Annotated in this window: 12 protein-coding genes; 10 read left to right on the top strand and 2 right to left on the bottom strand. The window is 65.9% G+C overall.

What is annotated here, in order from left to right; translation table 11 throughout:
- Window positions 1-17: 17 nt before the first annotated feature.
- From WEA80_01315 to WEA80_01300, 4 genes are all read left to right on the top strand, one after another.
- Window positions 18-647 carry a hypothetical protein gene (locus WEA80_01315; GenBank protein ID MEX1185213.1) on the top strand — a complete coding sequence of 210 codons (630 nt, stop codon included), beginning with the start codon at window positions 18-20 and terminating at the stop codon, window positions 645-647.
- A complete protein-coding gene (locus WEA80_01310) occupies window positions 644-2,173 on the top strand; it encodes a thymidine phosphorylase family protein (protein MEX1185212.1) in 1,530 nt (509 codons plus the stop codon). The genes WEA80_01315 and WEA80_01310 overlap by 4 nt, the downstream gene beginning before the upstream one ends.
- Entirely contained in the window at window positions 2,170-3,096 is a 927-nt protein-coding gene (locus tag WEA80_01305; protein ID MEX1185211.1) for a ribose-phosphate pyrophosphokinase, read from the top strand. The genes WEA80_01310 and WEA80_01305 overlap by 4 nt, the downstream gene beginning before the upstream one ends.
- A 174-nt stretch (window positions 3,097-3,270) precedes the next feature.
- Window positions 3,271-4,569 carry a cyclopropane-fatty-acyl-phospholipid synthase family protein gene (locus WEA80_01300; GenBank protein ID MEX1185210.1) on the top strand — a complete coding sequence of 433 codons (1,299 nt, stop codon included), beginning with the start codon at window positions 3,271-3,273 and terminating at the stop codon, window positions 4,567-4,569.
- Here WEA80_01300 and WEA80_01295 read toward each other — a convergent pair.
- Window positions 4,554-5,228, bottom strand: a complete 675-nt coding sequence (locus WEA80_01295) for a DUF6629 family protein (GenBank protein ID MEX1185209.1) — start codon at window positions 5,226-5,228, stop codon at window positions 4,554-4,556. The two genes, WEA80_01300 and WEA80_01295, sit on opposite strands and share 16 nt — an antisense overlap.
- A 218-nt stretch (window positions 5,229-5,446) precedes the next feature.
- On the opposite strand from WEA80_01295, the gene WEA80_01290 reads away from it, so the two are divergent.
- The 6 genes from WEA80_01290 (at window position 5,447) to WEA80_01265 (ending at window position 11,728) form a co-directional block, all read left to right on the top strand.
- Entirely contained in the window at window positions 5,447-6,271 is an 825-nt protein-coding gene (locus WEA80_01290) for a hypothetical protein (protein ID MEX1185208.1), read from the top strand.
- A 4-nt stretch (window positions 6,272-6,275) separates the two neighbouring features.
- Entirely contained in the window at window positions 6,276-7,883 is a 1,608-nt protein-coding gene (locus WEA80_01285) for a hypothetical protein (GenBank protein ID MEX1185207.1), read from the top strand.
- Window positions 7,884-7,975: 92 nt separating this feature from the next.
- Window positions 7,976-8,872, top strand: a complete 897-nt coding sequence (locus WEA80_01280; GenBank protein MEX1185206.1) for a DUF4198 domain-containing protein — start codon at window positions 7,976-7,978, stop codon at window positions 8,870-8,872.
- Complete coding sequence (locus WEA80_01275; GenBank protein MEX1185205.1) at window positions 8,869-9,306, top strand: BlaI/MecI/CopY family transcriptional regulator; 438 nt, start codon at window positions 8,869-8,871, stop codon at window positions 9,304-9,306. Before WEA80_01280 ends, WEA80_01275 begins: the two co-directional genes overlap by 4 nt.
- The gene (locus WEA80_01270) at window positions 9,303-10,328 is read left to right on the top strand and encodes a M56 family metallopeptidase (protein ID MEX1185204.1); all 1,026 of its coding nucleotides are present in this window, start codon (window positions 9,303-9,305) and stop codon (window positions 10,326-10,328) included. The genes WEA80_01275 and WEA80_01270 overlap by 4 nt, the downstream gene beginning before the upstream one ends.
- Entirely contained in the window at window positions 10,328-11,728 is a 1,401-nt protein-coding gene (locus tag WEA80_01265) for a CopD family protein (GenBank protein ID MEX1185203.1), read from the top strand. Before WEA80_01270 ends, WEA80_01265 begins: the two co-directional genes overlap by 1 nt.
- A gap of 3 nt (window positions 11,729-11,731) precedes the next feature.
- Here the strand turns inward: WEA80_01265 and WEA80_01260 are convergent, their stop codons facing one another.
- Window positions 11,732-12,418 carry a DUF305 domain-containing protein gene (locus tag WEA80_01260; GenBank protein ID MEX1185202.1) on the bottom strand — a complete coding sequence of 229 codons (687 nt, stop codon included), beginning with the start codon at window positions 12,416-12,418 and terminating at the stop codon, window positions 11,732-11,734.
- Between the last annotated feature and the right edge of the window lie 580 nt (window positions 12,419-12,998).

Below are 12,998 nucleotides of genomic sequence, written 5' to 3'. Positions count from 1 at the left end.
GTGACCACGGCCGCATGATGGACAACGCCATCGCGCTGGTGCAGGCGTACCTCCGGGTCAATGGATATTTCACGGTGACGGAATACCCGGTCATCGCGGCGAGGCGGGACGGCGCATATCGCACCGCGACGGACCTCGACATCCTCGCGGTTCGCTTTCCGAACGCCGGCCGTCTCGTTCCGGGGCGTCGCCCGGGCGGAGACGAAGATCATCTCGCGGTCGACGAAGCCCTCGGCGTCCAAGCCGAACTGCCGGACATGCTCATCGGCGAGGTCAAGGAGGGGCGCGCGCAGCTCAACCGGGCCGCGAACGATCCGGTCGTGCTGCGAGCGGTCCTGGCCGGCTTCGGATGCTCGCCACACGACATAGCTCCGCGCGTCGCCGCAGCGCTCGTTCGTGATGGACACGCGCTGCTGCCCAATGGGCACCGAGTGCGCACCGCGATATTCGCTTCGACGATCGACGGCGCCGACACGGGCCGCCATCTCGTCATTTCGCTCGGCCACGTCACGCGATTTCTGCGTGCCTACCTGGACGAGCACTGGGAAGTGCTCCGCCACTCCGATTCCAAGGATCCGGCGTTCGGCTTCCTGATCACGCTGGCCAAAGCGGAGCGAGGCGCGCCGGGTGCGCGTACCCGGCCGTGACAGCAGTGGCGCGGGAGCATACGGCCAGCTCACTGCGATTGCGGCGGCTCGGCATCGATACATACCAGGAGCCGGTCGTGTACATGGCCGCGGACTGTCCGGTGTGCCGCTCCGAGGGATGGTCCGCGCAGGCTCGCGTGCTGGTCTCGTTCGGCGGCCGGTCGGTGATCGCCACACTCAACGTTGTCACCGGATCGCTGCTGGCGCCCGACGAAGTGAGCCTCTCCGACGCCGCGTGGGCGATTCTCGGCGTCGAGGAGGGGGATAATGTCGCCGCTTCCCACCCGCGGCCGGTTACGTCGCTCGCGCTCGTGCGCAGAAAGCTGTATGGCGAGCGACTCGCAGCGGGTGATTTCGCGCCCATCATACGCGACATAGTCGCCGGGCGGTACTCGGCCATCGAGCTCACCGCGTTCGTCGCTGCCTGCGCCGGCGGCCGGTTGGACTTCGGCGAAACGGTCGCGCTTACCAGGGCGATGATCGAGGTCGGCGACCGGCTCACCTGGACGCATCCGGTCGTGGTGGACAAGCACTCCGTGGGAGGACTTCCGGGCAATCGGACGACGATGCTCGTCGTGCCCATCGTGACCGCGGCGGGACTGGTCATGCCCAAGACGTCGTCCCGCGCGATTACGTCACCTGCCGGGACCGCGGATGCGATGGAGACCGTTGCGCCGGTCGCGCTCGACATTGCGGGAATGCGGCGCGTGGTCGAGCGGGAGGGCGGCTGCATAGTCTGGAGTGGCGCGGTGCGATTGAGCCCGGCGGACGACGCGATCATTCGCATCGAGCGGCCGCTCAACCTCGACAGCGACGGCCAGCTGGTCGCGTCGGTGCTATCGAAGAAGGCGGCGGCCGGCTCGACGCACGTCGTGATCGACATGCCCGTCGGCCCGACGGCAAAGGTGCGAAGCAGCGACGCAGCCAGGACGCTCGGCGCGATCCTGACTGCAGTGGGACGGGAAATCGGGTTGACGGTGGAAGTGTGCGAAGGCGATGGGTCGCAGCCGGTGGGTCGGGGGATCGGCCCCGCGCTCGAAGCCCGGGACGTGCTCACGGTGCTGCGCGGCGAACCCGCCGCTCCGGCCGACCTCCGCGACCGCGCGCTCGTGCTCGCCGGCCGCATCATCGAGGTCGGCCGCGGCCTGGTGCCGGGGGCGGGGGAGCCGATTGCGGGGGAGCTACTCCATTCCGGGCGCGCGCTACGGAAATTCGAGGCGATCTGCGAGGCGCAGGGTGGAATGCGTGAGCCGCCGGTCGCCGCGTACCGTCATGCGGTGGAGGCTGCTCGCGACGGTGTCCTCACCTCGATCGACAATCGCCGGCTCGCGCTCGCCGCGAAGCTGGCCGGCGCGCCGGCCGCCAAGTCGGCCGGCATGGAGCTCCACGTGCGGCTCAGTGATTCGGTCGCGGCCGGGCAACCCCTCTTCACGCTGCACGCGGAGTCGCCGGGCGAGCTCGAATACGCGCTAGCCTATGTGGCCGGTAACAGCGACATCCTTGTCATCGGAGCCCAAGACACATGAGGCTTCTGCTGCTCCCGCTTCCGGGCAACGAGAAAATGTGTGATGCGCTGGAGGCGGCGCTCGGCCACTTTGTTCCGGATCCGCCTGGGCGCGAGACTGTCGCTTTCCGCCGTTTCCCCGACGGCGAGAGTTACGTGCGCATCAACACGCCCATCGCCGGCCGTGCCGTGGCGATCGTCTGTACGCTCGATCGCCCCGACGATAAGGTCTTGCCGCTGCTATTTCTGGTGGAGACGGCGCGGGACCTTGGCGCGGCCAGCGTCGGCCTCATCGCGCCGTACCTGGCCTACATGCGGCAGGACCGGCGCTTCATCGACGGGGAAGGAGTGACGTCGGCGTACTTCGCCGCGCTGCTATCCCGGGCCGTCGACTGGCTTGTCACCGTGGATCCGCATCTTCACCGGCGGGCCTCGCTGTCCGAGATCTACAGCATTCCCGCCGAAGTCGTTCGCGCGGCGCCGCACGTAGCCGGGTGGATTCGGTCCAATGTCCAGCGCCCGCTGTTGATCGGTCCCGATGAGGAGAGCGCGCAGTGGGTGGCCGCGGTAGCCGAGGCGGCAGGCGCGCCCTCGGTTGTGCTGCAGAAGGTTCGGCGCGGCGATCGTGACGTCTCGGTCACAGTTCCAGACCTGAGCCGATGGCGCGATCATACGCCGGTCCTCGTCGACGACATCGTCTCGACGGCGCGAACGATGATCGAGACCGTGCACCATCTTCAGCGCGAGGGCGTGGCTGCGCCCGTGTGCGTCGCGGTTCATCCGGTGTTCGTCGCCGGCGCCTACGACGAGCTGCGGCGGGCGGGCGCGGCACGGATCGTCAGCTGTAATACGATCCCGCACCCATCCAACGCCATCGATCTTTCCTCGGAGCTTGCGGGCGCGGTTGACGCCCGGTACGCCGTCTCCGACGGGCGACCCGGATAGGGCGCCCCCGGGCGCGTCTGCGTGACCCAACACTCGGAGCAAGGGCATATGAACGGAACGGGCGCATTCAATCAGTCACTGGTCGAACACGCAGATGCTTTACGCGCGGACGCGACGGAACAGGCACGACCTCTTTTTTCGACCGACCGGCATGTGTTGCTCAGCCGCGCCGTCATGGAAGAGCTTTTTGGCCCGCCAGGCGCCCGCGCGTTCGCGGTTCGCTACTGGACGGGGGAGACCGAGCACGGAATGACAGCCGGGCGCGAGCCGTTTACGCTGGTGCTGCACCACGCCGCGACGCTGCGCCGCATGTTCTGGCCGCCCTCGGAGCTCGCGCTCGGAGAGGCGTTCGTTCGCGGCGACGTGAGTGTCGAGGGGAACGTCGAAGCCGCCGCGGTACTAACCGGAGCGGTCGCGGAGCGGCTCCGCTCCGCGCGACGACTCGCGCGGCTCGCAGGGCTCCTGCTCCGTCTTCCGCGCGCGAAGCCCGCCGCGGCGGCGGAGACATCGGCCGGCGCCAGCCAGCGGCGCTCGCTGCTCGGGCGGCGTCACACTCGGCGGCGCGACGCAGCCGCGATCGAACATCACTACGATGTCGGCAACGAGTTCTACTCCCTCTGGCTCGACGCGGATTTCGTCTACTCCTGCGGTTACTTCGCGGACGGTGTGGACGATCTGGATGACGCGCAACGGCACAAGCTCGACCTCGTCTGCCGGAAACTGCGCCTCCGGCCGGGTGAGTCGCTCCTCGACATCGGCTGCGGGTGGGGCGGATTGATCCGCCACGCCGTTCGCAACTACGGAGTCGAGGCTCACGGGATCACGCTCAGCCACGCCCAGGCGGCATTCGCGCGCGAACGTATCACCGCGGATGGATTGTCAAACCGCTGCCGCGTAGACGTGGCTGACTATCGGAGTCTGCCGCTTGCTGCCGCTTATGACAAAGTCGTGAGCGTGGGCATGTTCGAGCACGTCGGCGCAGCGCAGCTCCCGACATATTTCGCCGCCGCCCGCCGCCTCACGCGGCCGGGCGGGCTGTTCCTGAACCACGGTATCGTCACGCTCGAACGCGCCGTGCCGCGCACGCTCGCGAAGCGGGTCGCCCACCTCGCGTGGCGTGGCGGGAGGTTCATGGATCGGTACGTCTTCCCCGACGGCTCCCTCTCTACGTTGAGCCAGGCGGTGGCGGCCGCCGAAGCGGCCGGGTTCGAGACGCGTGACGTGGAGAGCCTGCGCGAGCATTACGCGCGCACGCTGCGCCACTGGGTCGCCCGGCTCGAGGAGCATTCATCGAGTGCCGTCGCGCTGGTCGGAGCGGAGCGATACCGGATCTGGCGCTTGTACATGGCGGCATCCGCGCGCGCGTTCGCGACAGCGCGCATCGGCGTCGTGCAGCTCCTGTTCTCGCGCGCGACTCCGGACGGCTCCTGCAACCTGCCGCCGACCCGGGCGGATCTCTATGTGCCCGGGTGAGGTTGCGCCGGGTGAGGCGGCGGAAAGCCCCCGAGGTGCCGATACCGCAGGTGGAGATAGATGAGCACGCTCAGGATCGCCGCAAAGAAACACCAGATCGACACCAGGGCGCTCGCGTGAAAGAAGTAGGCCGCGATAAAGGAGATCAGCGCGAGGGCTCCGAAGAGGTTCACGAAGCGATGGCTAGAGAAGAAGCAGCTGACGCAGGTTGCCGCGAGGTAGAGCACCATCACTGCCGGGAGGTAGAAGTGCGGCGATACGTATACGATGTGCTTGCCGATGACCTGCGCGTCGATCGGTCGGGCCGCGAGCGAATACAGCAGATAGAGTCCCACCACGATTCCCGCGGCCTGGAACGCAAGCAGCGTCTTCTTGCGCCACGGCGTAGCGTCGAGGAAGCCGATCGCGAACGGGACGTAGATGGGCCATAGCACGTGCGAGAAGACCGAATAGGTATTGGTCATCATCTGCTTGAGCAGCGGCGCGTCGTGCCTAAAGGTGAGCCAGATGACTCCCTCGACGAGCTGCTGGATTCCGAACAGCAGGGGGATCGCAGCGAAAGGGAGCTCGGATCGGCGCTCCGCTTTCGCGATGGTCACCACGCCAACGGCGGACAACGACGCGCCGGCTACGAAACTCGCGGTGGCGGAGAAGCACATGGCGAGTTTTCGGCTAGAGGGCGCCTCGCTCCGGCGGTGCTCCGCGGAGCGCAGGCAGACTCGTGCGCGGGGTTGGTCACGGAGAAAAAGTATCACCGTGGTGACTGTGAGAGCGAGCGTCGCCGGCGGGCTCAGGGGTTCCAAATAGCTCACTGCGAGGGTTAGCTTTATCCGGCATAAAAGGTGCGTACCGGGCTGGTCTACCCTTTCCAAATGCCATGAGTCTCCGCGTTTCTTGCCTGATTGCCATGACGTCCTGCCTCGCCGCGGTCCCGGCCGCAGCACAAACCGACTATTACAACACCGATGCGGGTCGTCCGATCACGGTCGAGGACGCCTATGCGACGGAGCGCTACGCCTTTGAACTGCAGTTAGCGCCCCTGCGGCTCGAGCGCGCGCGCGGGGGATTGTACAGCTGGGAGGTGGAGCCTGAGATCGCGTACGGGATATTTCCCCGTACTCATGTCGAGCTTGGCTTCCCGATCGCCTATGCGGATGCCGGCGGCGGCGCGCGCAACGCCGGCTTGAGCGGCATTACCTTTTCCGCGCTGCATAATCTCAATGCGGAAACTTCCATTCCTGCCCTCGGCGTGGCGGCTGAAGTCCTTTTCCCCGTCGGGTCGCTGGCGCACGAGGACACGTATGGGACCGTGAAGGGGATTGCGACGCGTTCGCTGTCATGGGCTCGCTTCCACCTGAACGGAGCATACACCTTCGGCAGTGAGCCGGCCCCCGGCTCCGTTCGGCTCGGCGCGCCGGACCTGTCGCGCTGGATGGCCGGCGTCGCCGTCGATCGCACTTTCCCGCTCAAGGCCCTGTTGATCACTGCGGAGACGGTCGCGCGGCAGCCGATCGTCGAGGCCGAGGACACGGAGTGGAGCATTGGCGCCGGTGTCAGGTATCAGGTATCACCGACGATCTCCATAGACGGCGGGGTCGGAAAGGCGATTACGGGCGACGAGCAGGCTTGGCACATCACATTCGGATTGGCGCGTGCGTTCGGGATCAGATCGTTGTTCCCGATCGGTCGCGCGGTGAGGTAGGACTATGCGTATTCAATTTGGAGCCGCGCCACTCCGGCTCCGGACCGCGATTTTCGGAGTGCTCGCCGCGGCGGCGTTCAGCGTTCCCGCCGGGGCACAGTGGTCGCGCACGTACGAGCAGTTTTATCTGCCGGGGGAGTTCAACTGGCAGTTCCTGCACAACTATCCGGCCGGCGCGAAGCTGTTCAACGCATTCGATTTCGGACACGCCATACTATATGAGTCGCTTTGGACCAAGCCCAATGCTCCGGTGAGCGAGCTAGAGGTGAGATGGTACGATCGCCTCACCAAGGAAATACTCGTCCATCCTCCGCACGTACCATTGGAGGAATCGGCCATTGAGATCCAGTACGCGAAGCTGGCGCCAGAGGCCAAGCTGATGTTCGATTGGGCGCACCTGCTTCACCGCCAGATATATGACGTCTGGGCGGACGAGCGCATTCCTGTCGAGCGAAAGGATGCGCTCGTCGCAGAGATGGTGGCGTACTACAAGTCCCGCCCCGATCTCGCTTTCAGCTCCATGCCGAAGACGATGGAGCTAATGGAGGGCCAGCCGTACTCCACGGCGTTCCGAAAGAATTATCCCAAGTTCAACGGATTGATCTGGGCCTACCACTGGCTGCAGATAGGACTATACGAGCCGCTACTGGCGGGGAAGAACAAGGACGAGCGGCAGACGGGCGTACTCGCCACCGTGACGCGCTTCCGGCAAATGATCGAGGACCCGCCGACATGGATGCCGCGCGTCATGCCGATGACCCCCGAGGTCGCGCCGCTGTTCACAGCTCGCTATCCCGAAGCCGCGATCATTTTCGACAACCTTCACTCGATGCACGACGTGGTTTCCGACATACTCGCGAATCCCGCGGTCCCTCGGGAGCGGAAGCGGGCCGAAATCCTGCTCGCGGCTCGCCGGTATCGCGACGACAGCTCTTTCGTTCAGACGCGCGACGAATGGCTGGCGATGGCGCGAATGATGGGAATCCAGAACATGGGTGGACCCGTCCTGGGCTTTCTCGCCGCCTTTCCCACGCCGACCGTCGAGCGTGGCGCAGTGATGGCGGGAATGGATCACTCCACCATGGGCGCGATGCCGGGGATGGCCGGAATGCAGGGGATGGCACACGACTCGTCTCGCGCCGGCGCCACTCCGTCGATGGCGGGGATGGATCACTCGCGGACGGGCGTTGATAGCTCCCGTGCCGGGGGGATGGCCGGAATGGATCACGCGGCGATGGGCCACGATTCCGGCGGGCACGCGGAAAACGTGATGGCGCTGCACATGCGCATGCTGGCCGACACCGGGATGCGCCGCCACATTCGCTCGGACACTACGCTGAGCCGGATGATGCGCGAGATGATCGCGGACATGCCCGCCGAGCACAGAGCCCACTTGGAGGCGCTGATGGCAGCGCCACTCCCCGCTCCGCGCGCGCGGACAGCACCCCGGCGTGCGACGCCCGCGCGTTCGACTCCTGCACGGCGGACCGGCACGCCCGCGCGGAAACCGGCGGCACGGCCGGCTGCTGCGCGTCCGGCGCCGAAGCCCGATCCGATGGAGGGGATGGATCACAGCAAGATGCCGATGCCGCCGCCGCCCAAGAAACCCTAGCGCTCGCGCGTCTCGACCATGACCGGTGCCGCTGCAAGCCACCCGGGCATGTAATTCCAGCTGCCTTGTCCTTTTATCCAGGGATTTGATCCATGCGACTATTGTCACGCGGGCTGACGCGAACGACAGCAAAGATCGGGTGGTACCCGGTGCGCGCGGTGTTCGTGGTGTTGACGTTGGCGATGACGGTTGGCACCGTTTCGTGGGCGCACGATTTCTGGCTCGTCCCCAACGCGTTCCACGCGAGGCAGGGCGGGATGGTAGAGGTTCGGGGCCAGACCAGCAGCCGCTTTCCAACGAGCGAGTCTGCGGTCGCCGTCGAGCGGGTTGCCGATGCGCGGCTGATATCAAAGGGCGGCGCCGATCGCATTACAGGCTTGGCGATTGACGGCAAGTCGCTGCGACTCCGGCATCGCCCACGCCGCTCCGCGCAATACGTCGTCGCCGTGTCTCTCGAGCCACGCTCCATCAGGGAATCCGTCGGCAGTTTTCTCCGATACCTGGAGCTTGAGGGGGCGCCGGAAGCCCGTCGACGTCTGGAGGCCGACGGAACGCTGGCTGGCCGGGACAGCGTGACGCGGCGGTACGCGAAGTACGCGAAGACTTTCGTGCAGGTCGGGCGTGGTGGCCCACGCGCATTTGCCGAAGTTGCAGGCCATCCTTTGGAGCTCCTCCCCGTGCGTGATCCATCCGCCGCGCGGCGCGGTGACACGTTGCGCTTTCGACTTCTATATAGAGGTGCGCCGCTCGAGGGTGCGCGTCTCACGGCTGGGGCGGTCGTCCACTCGGCGACCAGCCTTGAGTCGCCTGTCGTGACTTCACCCGACACGACTCTCGTGACCGATCGGTCCGGTGAGATCGTCGTGCGTCTGGGCGCGGCGGGGCTCTGGAACGTGCGCGGGATCCACATCGCCCCCGCCGAGCCGGGCTCCGGCGCTGATTGGGACACGCACTGGGTCAGCATCGTGTTTCACGCCGCGTTGCGATGAAGCCCCCGCGATTACGGCCCACGCTGCGTCTCGACGCGCGCGGCGTAGCCAAGGTGCTGGGCGACCTCGAAGCCAAAGTCATGATTGCACTATGGGATATCGAGTGCGAGGCACCGGCGCGCGCCGTTCATGAGCGCGTGGCGCGGCAGCACCCGGTGCAACTGCTGACGGTCGTCACTGTGCTCAACAAGCTCGTCGCGAAAGCATTGGTCAAGCGCGTGCGCCGCGACGGCCTGCTCCATTTCGGCGCACGGTATTCCCGCGCCGCATTCGACACGTATGTCTCGCGCCGTCTCGTCGAGGGCGTCCTTGGTTTCAGTCGGGACCTCGTCACGGCCTCGCTAGTGGACGTGCTGGCAGAAACCGACCATGAGGCGCTCGAAGAGCTTGCGCGCCTGGTGCAAGAGAGATTGGCGGAAGAGGAGGATCGTTGACGAGCCGGGCGATCCCCCGACGCGGGGCGGCGCACGAGCGCGCGCTACTCGTAGGCATCGCTGTTGTCTTGCTGATGGGTACGGTTCCGGTGTTCGCGCACCACCTTCCTCTCCCGGGACTCGGAGAGCTGGGGCAGCTTGAGCGCGTAGGCGCGATCTGCCTCGTAACTCTTCACCTCGCGCTCGCGCCGATTCACGGGGTCATTCACGTGCTGCTCGCTGGCGGTCTTGCGTACGCCATTTTTGACAGGGTGCGTGCCGGAGTTCGCCTGCGACGCGGGATGCGACGTCTCGACATCAGCCCGGCGGTGCCGGGATCGCGGATGTTCGTCGCTGCGCACACGGCCGGCTTGAATCCCGCCGTTGTGTTCATCGCGAGAGAGGCAGGGAATCCTGCTTTCACTTTCGGAGGCTGGCGGCCGAAGGTGTGTATTTCCGAAGCCCTCGAGTCGTCACTCTCCGACGACGAGCTGCGCTGCGTGCTCGCGCACGAGGCTTGTCATGTCCTCCGCCGGGATCCACTCCGCCTTTCCGTACTGCGCTTTTTAGGGCTGACGCTGTTCTGGATTCCCGCGTTGAGTCGCATGGCCGCCGACGTAGCGATCGAGGCCGAGCTGGAAGCTGATCTGGCCGGCGCAGGAGACCGACCCCTGGTCATGGCCTCGGCACTGATCAAGGCGGCGAAGGAGCGGACCACGCTTCGCCTCGCGCATGTGAGTCCCCTCATTCGCGACGATCTGCTCGACGTGCGGGTGCGCCGGCTGGCCGGAGAGTGCCCTCCACTCCCATCGCGTATAACCCGCCGTGCGTTCGCCGGGGCGACAGCGGCTCTCGCCGTCGTCTGGCTTTCGGGCGCGGTGGTCGCTCACCCGCTCCACGGTCCGGACGCGGCCGGAAGTGCATGTCTGGAGCATTCCGGATGGGCCGCATCGCATCTGTTCTGTACTCACTACGTAGTCGGGGGCAAGCCGTGTCCGCACGCGGTGGCGGCAAGTTCGACGACAACGCACGGACAGCACTGATGCGTTTCGGGGCCGGCCGACTATCGGCAATTGTCTGGGCTGTCGCCATTGCACTGCCGGGAGCGGCACTCGCGCACGGCCTATTGCGGAGCTCGTCTCCCGCGGCGCAGTCGGTTCTCACGAGCCCGCCGCGGGTGATCCGGCTGACTTTTACAGAAGCGCCCGAGCTTACGTTCACGCGGATCCGGCTTGCGGGACCGGCCGGGGACATATTACTGGGTCCCCTCGAAATTTTGCCGGGGATGGTGGCGGCGGCGAAAATTCCCGGCGTGTTGGAGCCCGGAGTCTATCGCGTCGAATGGCGCACGGCCGGCGCCGACGGGCATCCCGTCTCGGGCCAGTTTCCCTTTACGGTCAAATTGGCGATCGACTCCAACGCGGCCGGCGGAGATACGATGTCGCCGCCCGCGCAGTCGCATGCGGAGATGGTGGGCCACACGGCTACGTCGGGCGATGAGCGGGGCGGGGTGGCGAAGGATTTTCTCGCCGTGATTCTGCGGTGGTTCACGCTCGCCGGCGCGATCGTCGCGATCGGGGCAGTGGCTTTCCGGCTTACCGTGCTCGCACGGGTTTCGCTGGAAATCGACCGCGAGATCAAGACGGATTATCTCCCGGCGGCGGCGAGGGGGGCCGCCATAGTGGGGCTCGTCGCGTCCGCCACGGTGGCTGTAGTGGCGATCGCGCGGCTCCTGCTTCAATCGCGCGCCATGCATGGCGGGAACGAGATGTGGGATCCAGCGCTGATCGCGCCGATGCTCACCGATACCAACTGGGGGAGGGCGTGGCTGCTGCAGATGGCCGCTGCGATCACCGCGGTCGCCTCGTATGCCGCTATCCATCGCTCGCGGCAGGCAGCGTGGTATGTGGCCGGCGCGGCAACCGTTGCGCTCGTGGTCGGACTCGCGCTGGCGAGTCACGCCGCGTCGGTCCCACGGCTGGTTGCGCAATCGATCGTGGCCAACTCCATACATACCGTCGCTGCGTCCGGGTGGCTCGGAAATCTGTTGGTGGTGTTCCTCGTTGGACTCCCATTGGCGTGGCGTCTCGACCGCGATGACAGATGGACGGTGGTACGCGATGTCGTAAACGCGTTCTCGCCGGCGGCACTTGGTTTCGGCGGGCTCGCCGGAGCGACCGGAGTGTTCATGGCGTGGACTCATGTGGGCTCCCTCGCCGCGCTCACGGGCACCGATTATGGCAGGGTGTTGCTGCTCAAGGTCGGGCTGCTGTCCTTGACTGCGCTGACTGGCGCGTACAACTGGTTGCGGGTTCGTCCGACGCTCGGAGACCAGACCGGCGCATTGCGCCTGCGCCGGACCGCCGGCGTCGAGATCGGAATCGCGGCGCTGGTTGTCGCCGTAACGGCGGTGCTGGTCGCGCTTCCTATGCCGATGGACTAGCGACTATGGTGAGGGTCGGGACGGATGAGCCTCGCCCGCCTTCCGCTGGAACTCCGAGATCTCCGCGGTCTGATCGACCTTCATTTTGGAAGTCATGGCTGCTATGGCCGGTGAGAGGCGCGGCAAATATTCGTCGACCATTGCGATCGCCGCCCTGTGGTGTTGGATCGTCATGTCATAGAAAGCGTGTGTCACGAACGCGCCCGACAGGTTTTTCAGCGAGTCGGCCATCATTCGGGCCTCTGCGCTCACGGCTGGCGTGATCATGGTCAGGTATCGCATACTCAGTATCGCGGACATGCTGTCTATTTCCATGGCCTGCATGTGATGCGCTGTTTGCGCGTCGCTTTTCGCCTCGCCGGTCGCGGATGCCATCGCGGCCTCTGCCATCACAAGCATGCCGCTATGGTGGCCGATCATCTTCGCAAGAAACTCCTTATCGGCTTCGGCGGCGGCGCCGACCGCAGGCGCAGCCGCGGCCACGGCGGTATCCTCGCCCGGCACCTCGCGCTCGCCGGCGCATGCCGCAGCCAAGGTACCGGCCGAAATCACCATCAAGCCGGCGGCGATCCTCGAGTTGGCGCTCATGCGGCCATCTTCCGGCACTCTGCCGCGCACTTCCGGCAAATCTCGGCGCATCGCTTCATCGTCTGGTCGGAACCGGCCATGCTCTCGCAGCTTTCCGCGCATGCTTCGCAGACCGCGGCACATGCGGTACAGATTTTCCCATGCAGGTCCGAGCCTCGCGCCATGAAAGCCGCGTTGGTCGCGCAAATCTCGGCGCAGTCGGCGAGCAGTGTGATGTGCGAGCGGGACGCGTGCTCGCCGCCCAGCTCGAGACAGTGCGCGTGGGTTTCCCAGCAGGTGCGTGCACAGTCGGTACAGGCTGATATACAGCTCTCCATCATGGCGGACTTCGCTGGGTGCGGCATCTTGGTTTCTCCGGGGTGGGGAACGGGCATGTGCCTGCTTATTTTATGGGGCATAAAACGTGCCTTTGCCCGGTCAAACTGACGTACCGATGTCATCGCATCGCACGCCGCTCCGATTCTCGGCGCGCTGACGGTCATCGCGACGATTCTTCGCTCGCTGGACGCGATGTCTTCCGTGCGCTCCGCGTGTCGCGGGTGAATCGGGTCGCGCTCGCATTCGCTTCCACGAATATCGGATGGCCACACTTATACGCCATCGATCGTGGGTGGTCGCGGTCTATATTTCTCCAGACCCGCGGAAACGGTGGGACGAGCGGCGTCCGTAGACTCGCGCAAAG

It is taken from the genome of Gemmatimonadaceae bacterium (genome assembly GCA_040882285.1).
GTDB lineage: Bacteria > Gemmatimonadota > Gemmatimonadetes > Gemmatimonadales > Gemmatimonadaceae > JACDCY01.
This window is presented reverse-complemented; position numbering and strand designations above follow the sequence as displayed.